This is a genomic window from Flavobacterium bizetiae, assembly GCF_024271895.1.
Lineage (GTDB): Bacteria > Bacteroidota > Bacteroidia > Flavobacteriales > Flavobacteriaceae > Flavobacterium > Flavobacterium bizetiae.
Genome location: NZ_CP091861.1, coordinates 3,699,220 through 3,722,078, shown reverse-complemented (window position 1 = coordinate 3,722,078; position 22,859 = coordinate 3,699,220). Strand labels below are relative to the sequence as shown.

The following is a 22,859-nucleotide window of genomic DNA, read 5'->3' as shown; positions in this document are numbered from 1 at the left end:
TTATGAAAAAGATACTATTAGTTTGCAGCTTGATATTAATGACTTTAGCATCATTTGCCCAAAACAAACCGAAAGACATGAAAACACTAAGAGATTCCATTTTTACGGTTATGAAACTGAGCACAGTAAACCGACAAAAAATGCACGATTTAATTGCCGAAAATGGCAAAGCCCAAAAAGCAATTAAAGACGATCCCGCCTTGTTTTATGATCAGAGGCAAGAAAAAATTGAAGCCTGGAAAAAGGAAATCACAACAAAAGAAAAAGCAATCCTTACTCCCGAACAGTTTCAAATATGGAGAGATTTTGCCAAATCTTTAAATAAACCTAAATCATAATAGCAATCAGATTAAAATAAGCTACAATTTTTTAGAAAATTAATCGATTTTTGGACATTAATGCAGAACTTGCCGTTCTGCATTAATTGTTTCTAACAGAACATAAAAAGTCTTTAACTCAATTAATGAATTGCTATTTTTAACACATAGAGACATAGATTTTATTTCTATAAAAAGAATATAAAAAAGAAACTAGTTTCTCACACATAGCTATGTTTGTTTAAATAAGTGAAACGTCTTTTATAAGTTTAGTAAAACTATGTTTCTATGTGTTTAAAAATTGGGCTAAATGAGTAAAACAATAATAAAATCAGCATTATGAATACCTTAAACGACACACAAATATCAAAATCATACGCAATTGGAATCGATATTGGTGGAACTTCACTCAAATGCGGTGTTGTTAATGAACTTGGAGAAATCCTGTTTTCTTTTTTAGTATCTCTCAAAGAGGCAAAAACAGAAGAAGAAATCATAAATTTAATAGTTAAGGCTATTACACAATGCACAGATCAATTAAATGAACCTATTGTGGGTATCGGGATTGGTTTTCCGGGACTCATCGAAAATGATGTAATCGTTGGCGGCGGTGTTAATCTTCCCGGTTTTGAACAATTACCTTTAGGAAAAATTCTAAACGATCGAACCGGACACAATATCGTAATTGATAACGATGCCAACTTAATGGGACTTGCCGAAGTAATCTACGGTGCGGCCAAAGACAGTGAGGACGCTATTTTTCTAACTATCGGAACCGGAATTGGCGGGGCCATCATGATCAATAAAAAACTTTTTGGCGGTTACAAAAATCGCGGCACCGAATTGGGTCATACCGTGATTCAGCAAAACGGAATTCAATGTGCTTGCGGCGGACGAGGCTGTTTAGAAAGTTATGCTTCAGTTACAGCTTTAATCGAATACTACAAAACTCAAAATAAAGCAGCCAACGAACATATCGACGGAAAAACCATCATCGAAAAATATCTTGAAGGCGAAAACCACGCGGTAAATGCAATGCTGCATCACTTTGATTATTTAGCGGCCGGAATCGTAAACTGCGTAAACATATTTAGTCCGCAAAAAGTAATTATTGGCGGCGGCATCAGCGAAGCAGGTCAATTCTACATAGATGAATTAACACACCGGGTAAAAAAGACCGCAATTCCGGTTTCATTCTCCAACACAAAAATAGTAGCTGCAAGCTTAGGGAATAAAGCCGGTTTATTAGGTGCTTGCGCGAATGCCTTCCAAAAATTCAAAAAGACAGAATACGCATTGTAATATAACTTTGCTTAAAAATTAATCTCGCAAAGTCGCAAAAGCGCAAAGTTTTTTTGTATCTCGCAGATTTAGCAGATTTTTTTTGCATTAGATTCGTGAATTCGTGGCGAATTTAACCGCAATCCCGATAGCTATCGGGAGCAAAAAATTACGCAAAGTTCGGAAAGTTTTATTAGCCACAGATTAAAGGATTAAATTGATTAAAAAATCTGCCAAATCTGCTACCCGAGCGATAGCGAACAGGCGAAGCAAATCTGCGAGCAAAAAACTTCGCAGCTTTACAAACAAAAAACTTAGCGAACTTTGCGTAAAGCTTAGCGCCCTTTGCGGTTAAATCCATCGGGAATTCCCACAAACCCAACCAAATTAAAGGCTTTTAGATAAATTTAATATCATTTTACACAAATTCAAAACCTTCTTATAACATTGATCATTAAATTCGTTTTGTAATTCAGAGCGTTCACAAAACAAATTATAATCTTAAAGATGATGTTTCAAAAAAACATATTTTTTATATGGCTTTTCGTGGTATTGCACATTCCTTTTTTAGGGAATGCCCAAACTGCTGACCGACCTAATATTCTCATCATCATGACCGATCAGCAGACGGCTGATGCCATGAGTATCGCAGGAAACAAAAATCTGCATACACCCGCAATGGATAAATTGGCCCAAAACGGAGTTCGGTTTACCAAAGCCTATTGCGCACAGCCTTTGTGCACGCCATCACGTGCTTCTATTATGAGCGGCAAAATGCCTTATGAAACCGGTTTTATAGGAAACGCACCCGAAAAAGACGGTCAATGGCCGGATGATATTTTAATGATGGGAAAAATTCTCCAAAACGGAGGTTACAAAACCGGTTATGTAGGCAAATGGCACTTACCCGTTCCTACTTCTAAAAAAAGCCAGCATGGTTTTGAATACATCGAAAACACCAGCTTCCAGGATTATAACGATGCTGCAACCCCTTCATTTTGCGCTCGTTTTATCAAAGAAAATAAAAACACACCTTTTTTATTAGTCGCTTCCTTTTTAAATCCGCATGACATTTGCGAATGGGCACGCGGTGAGGATTTAAAAATGGATATTCTGGAAAAAGCACCTCCGGCAGATCAATGTCCGCCTCTGCCCGCTAATTGGAAAATTCCAGATTACGAACCCAAAATTGTACGCGAACAGCAAAAAGTAAGTTTTAGAACCTATCCCACTGTTAACTGGACACCAGATCAATGGCGTCAATACCGCTGGGCGTATAATCGCCTGGTTGAAAAAGTAGACAGTTATATCGAAATGGTTTTGGCATCTTTAAAAAAATACAATATCGAAAAAAACACCATTATTATTTTTACCGCAGATCACGGCGATGGTTATGCAGGACACAGTTGGAACCAAAAGCAAATATTATACGAAGAGTCGGCCAAAATACCTTTTATCATTTCAAAAATTGGCGAATGGAAACCCCGAACCGATGATATGCTGGTTTGCAACGGCATCGATATTATCCCTACAATCTGCGGATTTACAGGAGTACCAAAACCCGCTTATTTAAAAGGAATCGACATCAGTAAAAAAATAGAAAATCCAAATCAAACTCTTCGCGATACGCTGGTAATCGAAACTGATTTTGCTGATAACGAAGAACTTTTAGACATTAGCGGACGTGCCGTAATTACAAAAGATTATAAATATATCGTATATAACAAAGGAGATTTAAAAGAACAACTTTTTGATCTCATAAAAGATCCCGGAGAAATCACCAATCTGGCGGTAAACCCATCCTATAAAAAACAATTAAATGCCCTGCGTCTTTATTTAAAACAATGGTGTAAAAAGAACGGAGATCCTTTCGTATCAGGAATATAATTTAGTTTTAAAGTAAATTTTATGAAAAATATAATTGCCTTATTTTTATCATTCACCGCTGTTTCGGTTTTCAGCCAGCAATCGGCCATAATAAAACTGACCGCAGAAAAACTGCATTCAAGAGTCCGAGAATGGCCTTATCCTGTAAACGGAGTTACGGTTCCTACCAATGCTCCTGCCCTGCTTTGGCCTGCAACAAATGGCAAAGACATGGTTAAACCAATGGAAAGTGGCAGCGAAGTACCCGAAGATCCCAATATTGGCAATGTCCGCTATAAAGTAATGCTCGCAGGCGATACCAATTTCAGCAAAGATTTAATCGCGAGTGCAGAACAACGCTGGGCAGTTTATCCTCTTCATGAAGCCTTAAAACCCGGAAAATGGTACTGGAAATACGGTTACGCATTAAAAGGCAGTACTCAATGGACCTGGTCTCCAGTTTATGATTTTGTAGTCGATGCTAAATATGCAAACGAAAAAGTGTCACCGCCAGTAAGCGAAGTTTTAAAACGCAACGAAGGATCGCATCCGCTTTTATGGGATATGAATCGTATTGGCGAAAATTTCTACAAAAACAATCTCAATAATCCCGAAGCGAAAAAGTTTATCGCTTTCGCGGAAAAACTAATGCTGGCCCCGCTTCCAACTGAAAAACCACAAAGAGTAATTGATACTACTGGCAAAAACAAATTAGAAAAAAAGATCATTATAGAAAGAATGTATCACGGTTTTGGTGATGCCGTAGGTAATCCGGTTCGCAATTTATGCATTGCCTATCAGCTTACTAAAGACGAACGTTTTATTCAGGATGCCAAACGCAGAGCCTTAAACCTTGCAACCATGAATCCAGACGGACTAGCAACAGGAGATGATTTTACAAGCGGAGCCGTACTCGAAGCCTTAGGCTGGTTTTATGATGCAGGATATCAATTCCTGACGCCACAGGAAAAAGAAATATTTAAAAACATAATTACCATTAGGGCAAAAAGGATTTACAATCATTTGCCTAACCGTTTTGAACTGCATGTAAGCGATAACCACGTTTGGCAGATTACTTTGCGAAATCTTGCAATTGCAACCGTTGCCGTAATCAATGACGTTCCCGAAGCCAAAGAATGGCTGACCTACATGTACGAAGTCTGGTCGGCACGTTTTCCGGTTCTAGGCACTACTGATGGTGGCTGGCATGAAGGAAATGGCTATTTCAGAGTTAATTTTAAATCCATCATTTACTTATCGCAAATGTTTGGTGATTTTAGCGGAGTCGATTATTTTAAATTACCGTGGATGGAAAACCTGCCGTATTATATGCTGTACACACATCCAAACGGAGCGGCAAGCACCGCAATTGGCGATATGTGGGAGAATATTCCGTACATCGTAAAAGGCGAAGCCTGGTTTGCCGATGCTTTGACCTACAAAATGAACAATCCGTATTTAAACTGGTACGTAAACGAAATAAAAAGAGACTATCCATCTTATTATCATGGCACAGATGATTTCCTATTCTTTAGATTATTAAATTATAAACCCAATAGAAATCTGCCGGTAACTTCGCCTGAAAACCTGCCTAAAACCCGCAAATTTGGTGATGTTGGTGTAGTTGCCATGCACGAAGATTTGGCTAAAGCCGATAAAACCCTGAGCAGTTATTTATTCAGTAGTCCGTTTGGTTCTTCTGGACATGGACATGCGTCTCAGAATGCTTTTACTGTTAATTATAAAGGCAAAGTAATCTTTGGCGGAACAGGTTATTACAGCAATTTCAGCGACAAACACAACCTTTTATTCTACAGATCATCAAAAGCTTACAACACGATTTTAGCCGATAGTTCAAATCAGAAAATTGGTGAAGAAGGTTACGGATGGATTCCGAGAGCCATTTCGGGAAAACACATTCAATATGCATTGGGCGACGCCAGTAATGCTTACGGAGAAATAAAAAGTGATTTTTGGTTAAACAGATTCAAACAAATTAATGTCGTGCCAAGCAAAGCAAATGGTTACGGAGAATCTGGTGTAACACTGTACCGCAGACATATGTTACAGCTAGAAGGCGGTTATATTGTTTTGTATGATGAATTAGAAGCCAAAACTCCGGTAAAATGGACCACCCAGTTTCATTGTCCGTACTACACCATCAAAGGAGAAAATTCGGCGAAAGCCAAACAACAAAACTTTACCGTACAAACCGATTTAGGAAATGTAAATGCGAGCATTTTTGCCAATACTCCTTTAAAAATGGCAGTTCACAATCAATTTTACGAAGCTGCGGTAAACTGGAACAAAGTGACGAATGACGAAGGCCAGATTAAAGAATTCAAAGATCAATGGCACGCCGGAATCACTTCTGAACCGAAACAAAAATTCAGGTTTTTAACCATTATTCAAATTAAAGACGGCAAAACAGAAGTCATCAAAACTATTTCAAACAAGAATGGTTTAGCTAATTTACAAGTTGGAGAATGGAATATTCAGGTCCAGTTAGACGGAGAAAAAACGGCAGCTTTACAAGTTTCGGGTAAAACCCTAAAATCATTATTCAGCTATGGCAATCTGCCTGTTCAATTTGAAGGAAAAGCCTATTTGCCTAAAATTACAGGAAGTTCTGTATTGTTAGAAATAGAAAACAATAAGGTGAACCAGCAAGAAGCCATAGACGAATTGCCGGATGCTGCCAAATACGACAAAAATTAAAAAATAGAAGATGCTTGCTTTTTCTTTAATTTAGAGGTTAATTTCCTTTCATCACAAGAAAATAAACAACGACAAAAAATAATTATAATACCACTTTCATGAACAAAAAGATTGCTATCCTTTCCTTTTTCTGCATTCTTCTTTTCGCAGCCAAAAGTCATGCACAAGTTCAGGATCGATATTTTCGAAATATTTCGGTCGATAAAGGCTTGTCGCAAAGTTCGGTTTTTGCCATTCAGCAGGATACACTGGGCTTTATCTGGATAGGAACTCAGGATGGATTAAATCGTTATGACAGCAAAGGTTTTAAAGTATACCGCCCAATAAAGAACATAAAGAATAGCTTGCAGTCGTACTACATACGCAGTTTATTTACAGATCATAAAGGGCAATTATGGGTGGGTGGTAATCAAGGCATCAGCGTTTACAATTACAACACCGATAGTTTCACCAATTATCCGTTGCCGCGAAATATTGGCGAGTGGTACATCTCGTCTATAACCGAAGACAAACAGCACAGAATCTGGGCAAGTTCTATTGCAGGCGATGTTTTTGTACTGAATCCGAAAGAGGAAAAGTTTACCGCTGTAAAGTTTAATGCCTCTTCACATGAAATTAAAAAAATAGCTTACATCGGGCTTTGGCAGCAGCAAATTATTTTAGGAACCGATGTTGGTCTTTTTAAACTCAATCAAAACACACATCAACTGATAAAAATAAATTTAGGAGCCAAAAAACCGTATATCAATGATGTTTATGTTGAGGGCAAAAAATTATGGGTGGCTACCGAAGGCGAAGGCGTAATACAATACAATGCGCAAAACGGACAGACTTCTTCCCTGCTTCACAGCACTGGAACCAACAGCATTGCCGATAATAATATTAGATGCATAGGAAAAGATACGGAGGAAAATATCTGGATGGGAACTTTTAGAGGATTGACTATTTTTAATCCAAAAAACAATTCGTTTACCAATTATTACCATCAAATATCACAGCCTTATACGATTAGTCAAAATTCGGTTCGCTGTTTTTTTAAAGACAAACAAAACGGAATTTGGCTTGGAACGTATTACGGCGGTTTAAACTACTATCATAAAAACGATATTAAGTTTAATTTGTTGAGTCAAAACTCAGGAAAACCTTCTTTAAACGATGAAGTAATTGGTGTTATCAAACAAGATGCAAAAGGAAATTTCTGGATTGGAAGCAACGATAAAGGACTGAATTACTGGAACAAAAATGCCAATACGATTACCTATTATTCCAACAGCGAGAATAATCCAAACAGCTTAAGTTCTAACAATATCAAGGCGATTGCATTTGATGACAGCGGCAATGTCTTAATTGGAACACACAACGGCGGATTGAATTTATTGAACCCAAACAGCGGTTCTGTACAGCGCTTTCGCCACGACGAAAATAATCCGAACACAATTGCCGGAGATTTGGTTTACAGTTTATTAAAAGATTCTAAAGGAAGAATTTGGGTGGGTACAAGATCAGGGTTAGATCAGTTTCATCCGGAAACTAAAACCTTTACACACATTCATTTAGATAAGGCTGGAAAACGACTGACTTCAGACGATATTACGTTTTTGTTTGAAGACAGTAAAAACCGAATCTGGATTGGAACTACAAATGGTGTAACACTTTTTTATCCGGATACGCAGTTATTTGGAAACATCGGACACGGAAAATTAAGCGACGATATCGTAAATTGTATTACCGAAGACGCAAAACATCGTATTTGGCTTGGCACAAGAGAAGGTTTACGATTGTATGATGAAACCCAGGAATCCTTCATTGGTTTTAAAGCCGGAAAAGACTTTGTTAAAGAAACCATTTACGGAATTGTTCCGGATGATGATGGAAATCTTTGGATTTCAACCAACAGCGGACTAATCAAATTTAATCCCGATAAAAGCTCTGTTCAAACTTTTGACGAAAGTGACGGCTTGCAGAACAAACAATTTAACGATTATGCTTTTTATAAAGCAAAAGACGGAATGCTGCTTTTTGGAGGAATAAAAGGAATCTCTTATTTCTATCCGTCGATGATAAAACAACAGCCGCTCCCTTTAAAATTAAGTTTTACGGCTTTAGAAGTTTTAAACAAAAACGTTGCCGTTGAGGATGAAACAGGCATTCTTGAAGAACATATCGATCAGGTAAACGAACTGGAAATTGGCCCGGAATACAAGCAGTTCAGTATCTTTTTTAATACTTTCAACTACATTTCGTCGAATAGGACTTACTATTATTATAAGTTAGAAGGAATTGACAAAGACTGGCAGAGAACAGATGAACTCAAAGTAAGTTACAGTAATCTACCTGCCGGAAAATACAATTTCCAGATCAAGGCAATTGGCCCAAATGGCGAAACCAGCGCCGTTAGAAATTTAAAGATTGTGATTTTACCGCCTTGGTACAAAACCGTCTGGTTTTCTTTATTGCTTTTAACGATTATTGGTACAGCCGGATATATTGGTTTTAAAATTATAAAAGAAAGAATAAATGCCGTTCAGCAATTAAAACTAGAGCGTATAGACAAAGAAAGAGTAAGCTATATCAACCAGATTAAAATGGATTTCTTTACTAATGTATCGCATGAATTAAGAACACCTTTAACCTTGATTTTAGCTCCTTTAGAAGAATTATTAAAAATGCCTTTTGCAGATAAAATTTCGAAAAAGAAACATGAATTAATGTTTATCAACGCAAAAAGACTTTACAACTTAGTCGATCAATTATTTGAGTTTAGAAAAACCGAAATGGGAACCCGTCAGCTTAAAGTTGGCAAAGGCGACATTGTAGGCTTTACAAAAGAAATTTTTGAATCGTTTAAACCGCTTTCAGAGAAAAACGGCATTCAATATTCTTATCATTCCGAAGAACCGCAGCTGTTGTTTTATTTTGATAAAGACGCGATGGAAAAAATCCTGTTTAATCTTTTATCCAACGCTTTTAAGTATACCAAAACGGGGCAAAGCATTCATGTTGAGTTAATAAAGAAAAATGATACTGTACAAATAAAGGTCGCTGACACGGGTGTCGGAATTAGCGAAGATGATCTATCAAAAGTTTTTGATCGTTTTTATCAGGTAAACAATCGCGAGATGAATTTGGGCTCCGGTGTTGGTTTGGCCTTTACAAAGCGTTTGGTCGAATTGCATCATGGCGAGATTACTGCCGAAAGCGCACAGGAAAAAGGAAGCACTTTTACCGTAACGATTCCAACCTCAGATCAGGCTTATAAAAACGATCAGCAAATAGAAAGTTCCTTGTACGAATTGTCTATTATATCAGATAATGAGCTTGATGAAGATGCTGCATTAGAAGAAGAAAATGAAATTATCGAAAGAGATCAGCCTGTTAAACTGCTTATTGTAGACGATAATAAAGAGATTTTAGATTATCTTCAGGATTATTTTAGCAAAATATACGAAGTTACAACCGCTTACAATGGTCAAATGGCCTTGGATCTTTTAGAAATACAGCCTTTTGATCTTATTATAAGCGATGTTATGATGCCGGAACTCGACGGTTTGCATTTCTGCAAAAAGGTGAAACAGAACATCAATACGTCACATATTCCATTAATGCTTTTAACCGCGCGAAATGAAACCAGCCAGCAGATAAAAGGCCTCGAAATGGGTGCAGACGATTATATCACCAAACCATTTTCGACTCCGTTATTGGCGGCAAAAATTACAAATCTGCTTCGTTCCCGTAAACGATTAAAAGAATATTATTCGGTAGGCAAAGAAATGGTTCCGGAGAATATTGCCTTTAATACCCTCGATGAAGAATTTCTAAAACAAGCCATTCAAATTGTCGAAGATCACCTCGCCGATTCTGAATTTTCGGTAGATCAGTTCAGCAAAGAAATCGGAATGAGCCGCTCTAACCTTTACTTGAAGTTAAAGGCTATAACAGGCGAATCAGCAATGGATTTCATTAAAAGAATACGCTTTAAAAAAGCAGTCGAACTCATGCAGAGCAAACGCTATACAATTGCGCAGATCACGTACATGTGTGGCTTCAATTCGCCATCTTATTTCTCGACTGCATTCAAACAGCATTATGGCTGTATGCCAAGCGAATATTTAGCGAGGACTGATGAACCAAAAGAAGAATAAAACGTAAAACAACACAAACTACATACAATGAAAAAACTACATCGTCTTTCCATGAACATCTTTTAAAACCAAGTCTTTAAAGGACTAAAAACGATCCTGATTTCTTATTCTGAAAAGTCTTAACTCGTACAAATGCAAAACACATTTGGCACCGGGAAGCCACAACTATGTCTTTTTTGAACGGATTTCAAGAAAAATTACATTAAAAAACAATAATTATTGCACGTCATGAAATTAATGAAACTTCACTTTTTACTCGCTTTTATTTTGCCTTTAGCCGCTTTGGCACAAACAAAAGCAACTATTACCATTCAAAACAATTCAATCGTAAACCGAAAAGAATCGGTAGTGGCCATAAAATGGAAAACGGTGCTTTCCTCCTTTCCGCAAATTGATACGGCTAATTTTGTCGTGATCAACAGCATTACAAAAAAACAAATTCCTTTTCAGCTGGAACACCACGGACAAACTGCTATTCAGAATCTATTGGTGCAAATCGATATTAAAGCAAAATCTTCGCTGCATCTTTTCATTCAAAAAGGAAAACCGGAACTTTTTACAGCCAAAACGTATTGCCGTTATGTGCCGGAACGCAAAGACGATTTTGCCTGGGAAAACGATAAAATAGCCTTTAGAACGTACGGAAAAGCGCTTGAAAAAACCGAAGGAGACGCTTACGGGTACGATGTCTGGGTAAAACGCACCAGTAAATTAGTTTTAAACGACCGCTATAAACGAGACGATTATCATATCGATCATGGCGATGGTTTAGATTATTATCATGTTGGGTTTACGTTAGGCGCAGGAAACATGGCTCCGTTTGTAAAAGATACCATTCGTTACTCCGGAAATTATCATCATTGGAAAATTTTAGACAATGGTCCGCTTCGATCTACTTTTCAATTAAGTTATGATACCTGGAATGCCGGCGGTATAAAAGTTAAAGCCGTAAAAATCATTTCACTTGATGCAGGTTCTCAATTAAGCCGAATCGAAAACATCTACACATTCGACGATAACAATCCTATGCCGGTTGTGGTTGGAATTATCAGACGCGAAAAACAAGATATAATAGGTTTAAACGAACAGCAGGGAATTATGAGTTACTGGGAACCAGCTTCTGAAAAAGACGGAATTACGGCTGTAGGCTCTATATTAAGTACTCCAGCCAATAAAATGTGGGTCGACAAAGAGCAGTTATTGGCCAAAACCTCGGTTAGAAATAATGAACCAATTGTATACTATTCGGGTGCAGCATGGGACAAAGCAGGCCAAATTACTAATTCAAAACAATGGCAGGATTACTTAGATCACTTTAATCAGGAACTTCAAAATCCTTTGATAATAAGTGTAAACGAACTATCAAAAACACAAAAATAATTAAGATTACTAATAACCAAAAACTTAAAAAATGTCAATTAACTTATTTGATTTAACGGGAAAAACAGCGCTTATTACAGGAGGAGTTCATGGTCTGGGAATGGCAATGGCCAAAGGACTTGGGCATGCAGGTGCAAAAATTGTGGTAAACGATCATTCATCGCAGGAAGCTGTAGATAATGCCATTTCCGAATACAAAGCCGAGGGAATCGAAGCACACGCCTATCTATTTGATGTAACCGATGAAGCTGCCGTAATTGCCGCTATTAACAAAATAGAAACCGAAGTTGGCCCAATCGATATTTTAATAAACAATGCCGGAATCATCAAAAGAACCCCTATTATCGAAATGGAAGTCGCAGATTTTGAAGCGGTAATAAAAGTAAATTTAACGGGTCCTTTTATCGTTTCTAAAAATGTGGCTAAAGGAATGATAGAACGCGGAGGCGGAAAAATCATAAACATGTGTTCGATGATGAGCGAATTAGGAAGAGATTCTGTTAGTGCCTACGCATCGGCAAAAGGCGGACTAAAAATGCTGACCAAAAACATGGCTACGGAATGGGCTAAATTTAATATTCAGACAAACGGAATTGGTCCGGGATATTTCGCAACAAGTCAGACCGCTCCTATTCGCGTAAACGGACATCCTTTTAACGAGTTTATTATGGGCCGAACTCCTGCAGGACGTTGGGGAGATCCAGATGATTTGCAAGGTGCCGCAATATTCTTAAGTTCAAAAGCAAGCGACTTTGTAAACGGACATATTGTGTATGTTGATGGCGGTATTTTAGCTACTATAGGAAAACCATCTAACGAATAATACTTTAATATTAAATCCACTCCCGATAGCTATCGGGATAAAGGATTAAAACGATTTGAAAAAATCTGCTCAATCTGCCACCCGAGCGATAGCGAACAGGCGAAGCAAATCTGCGTGAAAAATAAAACACAAAGTATTAAGGATAAAAAATGAAATTAAAATGATAAAAAGTACCCTAGATAAAGCAACAGGATTTGAGAAACGATTTGAAAACATCAATACAGTTGTTTTCGAAAATTCTACTGAAGCTTCTAAAGCCGTTGCAAAAGAAATCGCATCCCTTATCAAATCCAAACAAAAAGAAAACAAACCCTGCATATTAGGACTGGCAACAGGTTCTTCGCCAAAAGGATTATACGCAGAATTAGTTCGTTTACATAAAGAAGAAAATCTAAGTTTTAAAAATGTAATCACTTTCAACTTAGACGAATATTACCCAATGGAACCGGATTCTATTAACAGTTATGTTCGTTTTATGAAAGAACTGCTTTTGGATCAGGTCGATATTTTACCCGAAAATTATCATATTCCAGACGGAACTTTATCTAAAGAAGAAATTGCCGATTATTGCCACAATTACGAAGCCAAAATCGAAGCGTTGGGCGGAATTGATCTTCAGATTCTCGGAATTGGAGGAAACGGACACATCGGTTTTAATGAATCAGGTTCATTACAAAATTCTAAAACCCGTTTAGTTGCCTTAGATCATATTACAAGAGTGGCGGCAAGCGGTGATTTTTCGGGATTGAGCAATACGCCAAGAACTGCCATTACACTTGGAGTGAAAAAAATAATGGAAGCCAAACAAGTTATTTTAATGGCTTGGGGCGAAGGAAAATCAAATATCATCAAAAAATCGGTTGAAGATGAAGTCACCAACCGAGTTCCAGCTTCATTTTTGCAGGAACATAACAACGCTGTTTTTATTTTAGATAAAGAAGCTTCTTCAAAACTTACCAGAATAAACAGGCCCTGGCTGGTAGAAAAAATTATTTGGACGGATAAATTAATCCGAAAAGCCGTTTTAGGATTGGCATTAGACTTAAAAAAGCCCATTTTAATGCTTACTGATGCTGATTATATCGAAAACGGAATGAGCGATTTATTGGCAGATTCTGGTCCGGCATACGACATCAATATTAAAATATTCAATAAACTTCAAAATACGATTACAGGCTGGCCGGGCGGAAAACCAAATGCCGAAGATGCAAATCGTCCGGAAAGAGCAGAGCCTGCAAAAAAACGTGTGTTGATTTTCAGTCCGCATCCAGATGATGACATTATTAGTATGGGAGGCACTTTCATGCGTTTACAGCAACAAGGTCATGAAGTTCATGTTGCCTACCAAACCTCAGGAAATATCGCTGTAGCGGATGATGAAGCGCTGCGTTTTGCCAGATTCGTAATTGATTACAATGAAAAATTCGGAATCAAAAGCGAAGAAGCCGATAACATTTACAAAAAAGCACAAACTTTTTTAGAGAACAAAAAAAACAGCGAAATTGATATTCCGGAAGTGCGATACATAAAAGGTTTAATTAGAAAGGGAGAAGCTCGCTCTACAAGTCACTTTGTAGGTTTGCCAGATGAGCAGATCCATTTTATGGAACTCCCTTTTTATGAAACCGGAGCTATAGAAAAAAAGCCCTTAGGAAACGAAGATATTCAGCTTACAATGGATTTAATTGAGGAAATTAAACCGCACCAGATATACGCTGCAGGAGATTTGGCTGATCCGCACGGAACACATAAAGTTTGTCTGGATGCTATTTTCGAAGCTGTTAAAGCCTTAAAACCAAAACCATTTATGGACGATTGCTGGTTATGGTTATACCGAGGCGCATGGCAGGAATGGGGAATTGACGAAGTCGAAATGGCTGTACCAATGAGCCCGGATCAGGTTTTGGCGAAACGTCACGGAATCTTCAAACATCAATCGCAAAAAGACGGCGTTGTTTTCCAGGGAACTGATGCCAGAGAATTTTGGCAGAGAGCTGAAGACCGAAACAGCGAAACAGCTCAATTGTACAATCAGCTTGGTTTGGCGCACTATGCCGCTATGGAAGCGTTTGTGAGATGGGAGTTTTAGTTAGAATATTTTCTTCTTTAGAATAAAAAAAAGACTGTCTGAAAAGTAATTTCAAACAGTCTTTTTGCTTTTCTAAAAAATCTACAATCTCCCCTGCTCTTCAGTTTGACCTTCTTTCTTTTTGTTGACCAAATTTTGGTTACCAAAATTATAACGAAACCCTATTCTAAAACTTTGAGTATCGCCATACGACTTAAAATAATTGTACTGATTGGCATAATCTGTCACCACCTTTTCTTTTTCTCCACGATAAATATCCGACAGGATTGCATATACTTCGCCATTGCTTTTCCATATTTTCTTTCGAATAGAAGCCGAAAGATTCGAAGTCTCACTGAAAACAAAAGTACCTTGCACAGATGAAGAATTGTACTGAAAGTTGAGTTCTGCCGTTAATTCTTTCTTTTTGCTCAGCACAAAACGATTGCTAATACTGGTATTATAAGTTGGTTTTCCGTTTTTATATAAATTCCCGTCTCTTCCCTGAAAACTATCTTCAACATAACTCAATCCTGTCTGAATTCCGGATTCCCAAAAATCATACAAAGTAAGATTGGTATTAAACTCAAGTCCAAAAGCAAAGTCTTTTTTAATATTGGTAAAATGATACACCAGCATATTGGTTTCATAATCCTGATACGAAATTTCCATCGAAGGATCTTTTTCCAGACGATAAAACAAATCAAAATTGTACTTATTTTTTAATGTATAAAGCAAATTAAGATTATGACTAATGGTAGGCAACAATTTAGGATCGCCCGTAAAATAAGAATACGAGTTGTAATAAGAACGAAACGGATTTAGCCTGCTGTATTGTGGGCGCGTGATTCGCTTTCCGTACGAAATACCAATCTCATGCCCTTCTGATGGTTTATAAAGACCGTAAAATGTTGGAAAAAGCTTAAAATAATGCTGTTCATTAATTTCAGCCGTTGTCACCGAATTTCCTTTTAGGCTTGTATATTCACCGCGTAAACCGGCTTTTAGGCTCCACTTTCCAAATTCTTTGCTATAACTTGTATATCCTGCCATTATCGACTCATCATACAGAAAAAGACTCGTTCTGTTTGGATTGTTTACAAAATCGCCATTAACTTCGTCTTTATAATCAAGATTACTTTGGGCTTTTACGTTTCCAAATTTTAATCCTGCTTCCAGCACGCCGTTTTTTTCGTTCGAATAATCTGTCTGCGCAGAAAAAAGCTGAATATCCTGTACATTATCGCTTATAAAACGAGTAATTCGATACGGACTTTCTTCAGGCAGTGAAAATGCAGAAGTAATATCCTGACGTTCCTGACGCCAGTATTTTGTATAATCTGCCGTTACAGATACTTTTTCTTTTTCGCTAAACAAATGGTCAAAAGACACATTATAAGCATTATTTTTTAAGGGAGTTCTGCGGTTATTTTGCGTTATATAAAGCGAATCCAAAGCACCATTACCGTCATAAATAAATGTTGGCACTGTAAAATCTCCTACTTGTTTAGGCGTCATTAATCCGGTACCTCCGGCAGAAATCGTATTAAGCGAATCAATTTCGTAAGATGCCTGAAGTCGATACGAATGTTGTTGTAATGATTTTGATTTACGCCTCATGATACTTTCCCAACGCGAGTCGATAGCACCATCGTCTTTTAGATAATGCGCAACATCTGTCCCTTCATTCACATATACACCAGATCCAAAACTATACCTTCCGGCAAGAGATAGTTTTTCTCCTTTATAAAATTGATTCGTAGATACAACTCCTTTTGGGTATATCGATTGTACATAAGCCGAATTGACAGAACCTTTATATCCTAACGAAAGATTCTTTTTTAGTTTAATGTTTAAAACAGCACTTCCCTGCGCTTCATATTTTGCAGGCGGATTGGTAATGACTTCTATCGATTTTACCTCTTCTCCGCTTGTGCTTTCTAAAAACTGCTTTAGTTCGTCGCCGCTCAAATAGACTTTTTTATCATTAATGGTTACCAATATACTTTGGCTTCCGCGAATACTAATTGCTCCTGTAGCACTTGTCGTTACGCTAGGCGTTTTGCTTAAAATTTCCCAGGCATTGTTAGATGATAATGAGGAGTTTTCTACAGCAAACTCAAGCCTGTCCGTCAATCGTTTTACAATAGGCTTTTTTGAAGTAACGGTCACTCCGTCAAGATTGTTTGAAATTTCTTTTAAAGAAAGTATACCCAAATCTGTATCTTTCTGAATACTAATCGTTTTGTAATATTCTTCAAAACCCATCATTTTCATCTGAAGCAAATATTCGCCTTTTGTTATTCCGCGAAAGCGAAATTCTCCTGACTCATCTGTTTGTGTTTGTTTGTAACTCACAGAATCTTTTGCCTGCAAAAGCACGGCATCTGCAAAAGGTACGGCTTGATGAGAGCCGTCTTGTACCTTTCCAGATAGGGAAACTTCTTGCGAATATCCCGCAAAAGAACCCAACAACAGTAACATAATTAATTTTTTCATTGATGATTTATTTGATGCAAAACTCAGTAAATCATTTTCTAAAAATGGTTAACACAGGGTTAACGAAGGGTTAAACACTAAAAGGTAAAAAATAGAATGTAAACACCTGAAAAAAATTATTGAATGCTTTTTAATCCTGACGCGGGTTTGTCCTGATTATAGTTTATAAATTTGGTTAACGTAGGGTTAACGCTTGTATTTTTAATTTAAAAAAGCTTAAAATGCAATAGCTTTGCCTTAACAAAAACAAACTAATTCTCTTATTGCGAATTATAATATTGAAAGAAATGAAAAGAAAAATAATGCTTTTAATTGGTGCCTGTATCTTTACAGTAATCGCTTTGGCTACAATTCAGGGCTATTTTATCTACAATACTTATAAACTATACGAAAAGGAAATAAACACTTCTATAAAAAAACAAATTTCCCGTCTGGAAGATACTGACGAATGGGAAGAAATAAGTGATACCTGGTCGCTAAACTTAAAAAAATACGCAAAAGAATATGCCGAAGGAAAGGTAACAAAGCAAAATTTTACCACTTACGTGAATGCCAAAAAAGATTCACTTTCGAAAGCCACGAAAGTTTACATGAAAAAAATGGGGCAACCTGATGATTACGATATTGATTATTCTATCTACCTGAATTCGATTACATTGTTAAATAATGGAAAAATAGATACTTTATTTAAAGGAAAAATATTGATCCTGGCCAGTGACACTTTAAAAAAGAATAAAATCCTCTCTGCTACGGGGCGTTCAGAGAGTAAAGACAGCAATAATCAACTTACCCTACTCATAAAAAGCGAGCGTTATTATGGTTTTGATGAATTGCAGCGTACTATCATTTCTAAAATGAGCGGACTGCTGATCTTTTCGGTACTATTAATGGCTTTTGTAGTTTTCTTGTATTATATGTCGCTGAAAAACCTAATTACTCAAAAACGTATTGCCGATATTAAAACGGATTTTGTCAACAATATTACACACGAATTTCAAACGCCGCTTGCTACGATGGATATTGCTATTAAAACATTGCAGCGAAAAGACCAGCAAATGAGCCCGGAACATTATAAAAATACGCTGGCTATGATCGACAGGCAAAATGAACGATTACAAAAATTATTTCGTCAGGTAAGAGAAGCTTCTGTAACGCCTATTGCCAATAAAGAAAATATTGAAGTTACGAGTGATGAAATTAAAGATATGATCGAGGATTTTAAACTTTCTAAACCTGATGTAGCAATCAAATTTACAAGTCAGGAAGAAGTTTTTACTATTGCTATGGATCGTTTTCACCTCAACACCATTTTAATCAACTTATTAGATAATGCCGTAAAATATGGTGCCCGAAAAATTGAGGTAGATTTAAAAATAACAACAGGGAATTTTATTCTTTCTGTAAAAGACAACGGAAAAGGTATTCCTATCAGGGAACAGGCTTCGATTTTTGATAAGTTTTATCGGGTCGATAAAGGAAACATTCACAACAACAAAGGGCTTGGTCTTGGATTATTCTATATCAAACAATTGGTCAAAACCTATAAAGGAACCATTACCGTAAAAAGCGAAGAACAAAAAGGATCATTATTCACCATTACAATTCCGGTATGAAACACCATATATTATTAGCAGAAGATGATTTTGATTATGCTTCTATATTAAAGCAATATCTTGAATTTTCGGGCTTTACTGTTACCTGGGCAAAAGACGGAAAAGAGGCGTTGAAGATTTTTTCAGATACGAAACCGGACATTTGTATTCTGGATGTCATGATGCCCCATATGGATGGTTTTACCCTGGCTGAAAATATTATCGACAAACATCCGGAGACTCCTTTTATCTTTTTAACAGCAAAAAGCTTTAAGGAAGATAAAATAAAAGGCTTACGTCTTGGTGCCGATGATTATGTCGTAAAACCTTTTGAAGTCGAAGAATTGATTTTACGAATTCAGAACATCCTGAGACGCAGTCAAAAACCTGTTGTAACGAATGCGCCGGAACCTAACGTACTTTCTATTGGAACGTATGTTTTTGATGGCGATAATTATACGCTTTCTCATGAAAAAATTACACACCAAATAACCGAAAAGGATGCGCACCTGATTCGGTTTTTATATGCCAATAAAAACAAGCTGGTGAAACGTGAAGATATTTTAAAAGAAATCTGGGGCAATGATGACTTCTTTTCCGGACGAAGCATGGATGTCTTTATCAGTCGTCTTAGGAAATATTTTAGCGAAGATCCGGACATCTCTATTCCCAGCGTAAGAGGTTTGGGATTTAAATTTAATACTAAAAACGAATAAAAATTTAAAAATAATACACATGAAAATCATTTTAATTATAACAATGCTAATTTTAGGAACTTTGGCTCAGGCACAAACAGCAGAAGCTAAAGCGGGAAATACAACAGCCGTTGCAAAAGCCCCTTCGACACAAACAAGAACAACAAAATCTTCTTCATCAGTTTCTATTTCTGATTCAGACAACTATTATTCTTTACTGGCAAGTTTTGATGCTAATAAAAATAAAAAAGTAGAAAATTTATTGTCTGATAATTTAGACAACGATTTATTATCACATGAATCCGGCAGTAAAATCTGGAAAAAAGACAGTGACGGTCAAACCGCATATTCTTTTGTTTTAAGAGACGGAAAACTAAAGGCAAGCATAGATAAAGAATTAGTTTCTAAAGAAACCTTTGAGAAACTAAAAGCATTAGGAGATAAAATTTCTGAAACAATTTCGAAAGGTTAATTGCAACATTTTCAGATTTTATATCTTCAGCCAATTCAAAATTTACTTTAACCAAAAAATGCACGAATAAAAATCATTCGCGCATTTATAACGAAGTAAAAAAACAATGCAAAATGCGAAAAAAATGATTTAAATTTTTAAGTAGCACAATTTTTCAAATATTTTATTCCTTTTTAATGCATCAAAATGCTAAACGTAACAAGTTTAGCATTTTTTTTTATTCTTTTTTAGTATTCAACTCTTTTCTATATTTCTCTGTAATGCTCCGTTATTGCTTAACTCACGCCTGTTTTTCATTATCAAAAATTTGGTTTTAGTTTAATTTTAATGGTAAAAGCAAAAACCTGAAATCGTAAGAAAAAATCGTAAAAAAGATGTTGCAAGTTATAACTTGCAACCATTTTTCACTCCTCAACCTTACCTTTTCATTCCCTTTTTTCTAATTTTAATACTTTCTTAACATTTTAGTTTTTAACCCCATATATCCTCTTAAATAGGTATTCCTGGAGTAAATTTTATTTTCAGCTGCCGTTGGCATTTATCATCTATAATCCTCAGTTCTTTTTTCAAAATCACTAAAAAAAATAATTATGAAAATTAATTTTTTACCCTTGAGAATACTGTTTTTACTTTTTATTACTTTAATCTGTGTTCAGGAAAATTTATCTGCCCAAAATTGGCCGGATAGAACTGTTCTTCCTATAGAGCCTTACCAAAAGGTGGGAAAAGTTGCTCCTACTATCAAAGATTCTGATCCTATAGAATGGCCTAAAGAAATCAGTGCGCCAGAAGGAGCTCCCAACGTATTATTAATTATGATCGATGATGTCGGTTTTGGTGCCAGTTCTACTTTTGGGGGCCCAATACCAACACCTAATTTTGATGCTCTTGCCAAAAACGGATTACGATACAACCGATTTCATACTACAGCAGTTTGTTCTCCTTCGAGAGCCGCCCTTATTACAGGACGAAACCATCATACGGCAGCAACAGGAATTATCATGGAATTCTCTACGCCTTATCCCGGATATAATAGTCTAGTGCCGCGCAGCGTTGCAACTATTGGTAAAATATTGACTGATAATGGCTATGGTACTTCATGGTTTGGAAAAAATCACAATGTACCAGATTGGCAATCTACTCCTGCCGGACCGTTTAATTTATGGCCAACAGGTTTAGGTTTCGAATATTTTTATGGATTTTTGGGTGCCGATGCACATCAGTTCAGACCAGCCTTGTTTGAAGGTACAAAACCTGTAGATCCTTATTTTAAAGACGAAAAAGTAGATCCTGACTATATTTTAGACCGAGATTTAGCCGATCATGCCATTCATTGGATACAAACGCAAAAAAATGTTTCGCCAAACAAACCTTTCTTTGCTTATTACACACCGGGAACCGCACACGCACCTCATCAGGCACCAAAAGAATGGATTGCAAAATTTAAAGGAAAATTCGATCAGGGATTTGACAAACAACGTATCGCTACTTACGAAAATCAAAAGAAATTAGGTATTATCCCTTCGGATGCTTTATTGGCCGCTACTCCGCCGGAATATCAAAAATGGGATGCTTTATCTCCCGGAATGAAAAAAGTAGCCGCCAGAGAGATGGAAGTTTATGCAGCAATGCTCGCCTATTGCGACAACCAGATTGGAAGAATATTGCAATCTATCAAAGATTTAGGGCAATACGACAACACTATGGTCATTTTTATCATGGGAGATAACGGAGCCAGCGCCGAAGATCCCACCGGTCAGGGTTTAACCAGCGAAATAGGAATCATGGTAAATGGCGAAGTTGATACCGAAGAATTTATGCTAAAACATCTCGACGATTTTGGAGGTCCGTGGATGGCAGAACATTATTCACAAAGCTGGGCACATGCTATGAATACGCCTTTTCAATGGGATAAAAAAATTGCTTCACATTTAGGCGGAAGCCGTACCGGAATGGTAATCTCATGGCCAGCAAGAATCAAACAAATAGGACAAATACGCAGTCAGTTTGCTCATATTACAGATATTGTGCCAACGATTCTGGAAGCAGCCAATATACCTCAGCCTAAAAAAGTAGATGGTTTTGAGCAAGAACCTATAGCAGGAAAAAGTCTGGTGTATTCGTTTGATAATGCAAATGCTCCAGAAACGCACAAAACTCAATATTTTGAAGTAATTGCCAATAGAGGTTTTTATAAAGATGGATGGCTGGCGAATACTACACCCAAAAATCTGCCTTGGCAAGGACATCCAATCCCTTCTGAAGATCCTGTAAAAGATTATAAATGGGAATTATACGATCTTACTAAAGATTATAGCCAGGCGAATGATATTGCGGCACAAAATCCTGAAAAGCTAAAAGAAATGCAAAAGGCTTTTATGGAAGAAGCTCAGAAATATAAAGTTTTCCCTTTTGATGATCGCTATATTGACCGTGTAAATCCTGAAAATCGTCCAAATTTAAACAAAGGAAGAACAAAATTTACTTTCTATCAGGGAACATCACGTATCACAGAAGGAATGGCGCCTAATATGAAAAACACCTCCTTTAGTATCACAGCTGATGTAGAGGTAAAAGCTGGACAAGAAGGAATGATTATTACTCAGGGCGGTTATTTTGCGGGATTGGCTTTAATGCTTCAAAAAGGAAAACCAACTTTTGCCTACGCTTTCTCTCATTATCCTAATCATAAATGGCGTATACAATCACCAACTGCTTTAACTGCGGGTAAACATACCATCGTAGTAAATTTTGATTATGCCGGCGGAGGTGTTGGTAAAGCGGCAAAAGCAACCTTATTGGTCGACGGAAAAAAAGTAGCAAGCGGAGATATTCCTAAAACAGTTCCGAGTCGTTTCTCTGCTGATGAAACTCTTGATGTTGGAGAAGATTTTGGTACTCCGGTAGACAGAACTTACGATGCCCCTTTTACTTTTCAGGGTAAAATTGAAAAGGTTACGGTGGATTTAAAACAATAATTTTTTTTAAACCTATTTTTTTAAGAAA

The 22,859-nt window shown here is 36.9% G+C and carries 13 protein-coding genes; 12 read left to right on the top strand and 1 reads right to left on the bottom strand.

Annotated features, from left to right (window positions below; translation table 11 throughout):
* Nucleotides 1-2: 2 nt before the first annotated feature.
* The 8 genes from L0669_RS15795 to nagB all read left to right on the top strand — a co-directional run bounded on the left by L0669_RS15795 (nt 3) and on the right by nagB (nt 14,616).
* On the top strand, nt 3-338 hold the full coding sequence (locus L0669_RS15795) for a hypothetical protein (protein ID WP_263758719.1): 336 nt from the start codon (nt 3-5) through the stop codon (nt 336-338).
* A 318-nt stretch (nt 339-656) separates the two neighbouring features.
* Nucleotides 657-1,619, top strand: a complete 963-nt coding sequence (locus L0669_RS15790) for an ROK family protein (RefSeq protein WP_263758717.1) — start codon at nt 657-659, stop codon at nt 1,617-1,619.
* Nucleotides 1,620-2,105: 486 nt separating this feature from the next.
* On the top strand, nt 2,106-3,485 hold the full coding sequence (locus tag L0669_RS15785) for a sulfatase family protein (protein ID WP_263758716.1): 1,380 nt from the start codon (nt 2,106-2,108) through the stop codon (nt 3,483-3,485).
* A gap of 21 nt (nt 3,486-3,506) precedes the next feature.
* The gene (locus tag L0669_RS15780) at nt 3,507-6,182 is read left to right on the top strand and encodes a DUF4962 domain-containing protein (protein ID WP_263758715.1); all 2,676 of its coding nucleotides are present in this window, start codon (nt 3,507-3,509) and stop codon (nt 6,180-6,182) included.
* Nucleotides 6,183-6,280: 98 nt separating this feature from the next.
* A complete protein-coding gene (locus L0669_RS15775; RefSeq protein ID WP_263758714.1) occupies nt 6,281-10,324 on the top strand; it encodes a hybrid sensor histidine kinase/response regulator transcription factor in 4,044 nt (1,347 codons plus the stop codon).
* 228 nt (nt 10,325-10,552) lie between these two features.
* Nucleotides 10,553-11,704, top strand: a complete 1,152-nt coding sequence (locus L0669_RS15770; RefSeq protein ID WP_263758713.1) for a DUF4861 domain-containing protein — start codon at nt 10,553-10,555, stop codon at nt 11,702-11,704.
* 31 nt (nt 11,705-11,735) lie between these two features.
* Entirely contained in the window at nt 11,736-12,527 is a 792-nt protein-coding gene (locus tag L0669_RS15765; RefSeq protein ID WP_263758711.1) for a gluconate 5-dehydrogenase, read from the top strand.
* Nucleotides 12,528-12,687: 160 nt separating this feature from the next.
* The gene (gene nagB, locus L0669_RS15760; RefSeq protein WP_263758710.1) at nt 12,688-14,616 is read left to right on the top strand and encodes a glucosamine-6-phosphate deaminase; all 1,929 of its coding nucleotides are present in this window, start codon (nt 12,688-12,690) and stop codon (nt 14,614-14,616) included.
* An 81-nt stretch (nt 14,617-14,697) separates the two neighbouring features.
* Here nagB and L0669_RS15755 read toward each other — a convergent pair whose 3' ends face one another.
* Nucleotides 14,698-17,094: an outer membrane beta-barrel family protein gene (locus tag L0669_RS15755; RefSeq protein ID WP_263758708.1), complete on the bottom strand. Its 2,397-nt coding sequence runs from the start codon at nt 17,092-17,094 to the stop codon at nt 14,698-14,700.
* A gap of 287 nt (nt 17,095-17,381) precedes the next feature.
* Here L0669_RS15755 and L0669_RS15750 point away from each other — a divergent pair, with 287 nt between their 5' ends.
* The 4 genes from L0669_RS15750 to L0669_RS15735 all read left to right on the top strand — a co-directional run bounded on the left by L0669_RS15750 (nt 17,382) and on the right by L0669_RS15735 (nt 22,831).
* Nucleotides 17,382-18,707 carry a sensor histidine kinase gene (locus L0669_RS15750; RefSeq protein WP_263758707.1) on the top strand — a complete coding sequence of 442 codons (1,326 nt, stop codon included), beginning with the start codon at nt 17,382-17,384 and terminating at the stop codon, nt 18,705-18,707.
* Entirely contained in the window at nt 18,704-19,402 is a 699-nt protein-coding gene (locus tag L0669_RS15745; RefSeq protein ID WP_263758706.1) for a response regulator transcription factor, read from the top strand. Before L0669_RS15750 ends, L0669_RS15745 begins: the two co-directional genes overlap by 4 nt.
* Before the next feature lie 19 nt (nt 19,403-19,421).
* Complete coding sequence (locus L0669_RS15740; protein ID WP_263758705.1) at nt 19,422-19,853, top strand: hypothetical protein; 432 nt, start codon at nt 19,422-19,424, stop codon at nt 19,851-19,853.
* Nucleotides 19,854-20,443: 590 nt separating this feature from the next.
* Complete coding sequence (locus L0669_RS15735; RefSeq protein WP_263758704.1) at nt 20,444-22,831, top strand: arylsulfatase; 2,388 nt, start codon at nt 20,444-20,446, stop codon at nt 22,829-22,831.
* The last annotated feature ends 28 nt before the right edge of the window (nt 22,832-22,859 follow it).

Coding starts and splice junctions, on each gene's coding strand:
- L0669_RS15795 (WP_263758719.1), top strand. CDS start 3: ATGAAAAAGATACTATTAGTTTGCAGCTTGATATTAATGACTTTAGCA.
- L0669_RS15790 (WP_263758717.1), top strand. CDS start 657: ATGAATACCTTAAACGACACACAAATATCAAAATCATACGCAATTGGA.
- L0669_RS15785 (WP_263758716.1), top strand. CDS start 2,106: ATGATGTTTCAAAAAAACATATTTTTTATATGGCTTTTCGTGGTATTG.
- L0669_RS15780 (WP_263758715.1), top strand. CDS start 3,507: ATGAAAAATATAATTGCCTTATTTTTATCATTCACCGCTGTTTCGGTT.
- L0669_RS15775 (WP_263758714.1), top strand. CDS start 6,281: ATGAACAAAAAGATTGCTATCCTTTCCTTTTTCTGCATTCTTCTTTTC.
- L0669_RS15770 (WP_263758713.1), top strand. CDS start 10,553: ATGAAATTAATGAAACTTCACTTTTTACTCGCTTTTATTTTGCCTTTA.
- L0669_RS15765 (WP_263758711.1), top strand. CDS start 11,736: ATGTCAATTAACTTATTTGATTTAACGGGAAAAACAGCGCTTATTACA.
- nagB (WP_263758710.1), top strand. CDS start 12,688: ATGATAAAAAGTACCCTAGATAAAGCAACAGGATTTGAGAAACGATTT.
- L0669_RS15755 (WP_263758708.1), bottom strand. CDS start 17,094: ATGAAAAAATTAATTATGTTACTGTTGTTGGGTTCTTTTGCGGGATAT.
- L0669_RS15750 (WP_263758707.1), top strand. CDS start 17,382: ATGAAAAGAAAAATAATGCTTTTAATTGGTGCCTGTATCTTTACAGTA.
- L0669_RS15745 (WP_263758706.1), top strand. CDS start 18,704: ATGAAACACCATATATTATTAGCAGAAGATGATTTTGATTATGCTTCT.
- L0669_RS15740 (WP_263758705.1), top strand. CDS start 19,422: ATGAAAATCATTTTAATTATAACAATGCTAATTTTAGGAACTTTGGCT.
- L0669_RS15735 (WP_263758704.1), top strand. CDS start 20,444: ATGAAAATTAATTTTTTACCCTTGAGAATACTGTTTTTACTTTTTATT.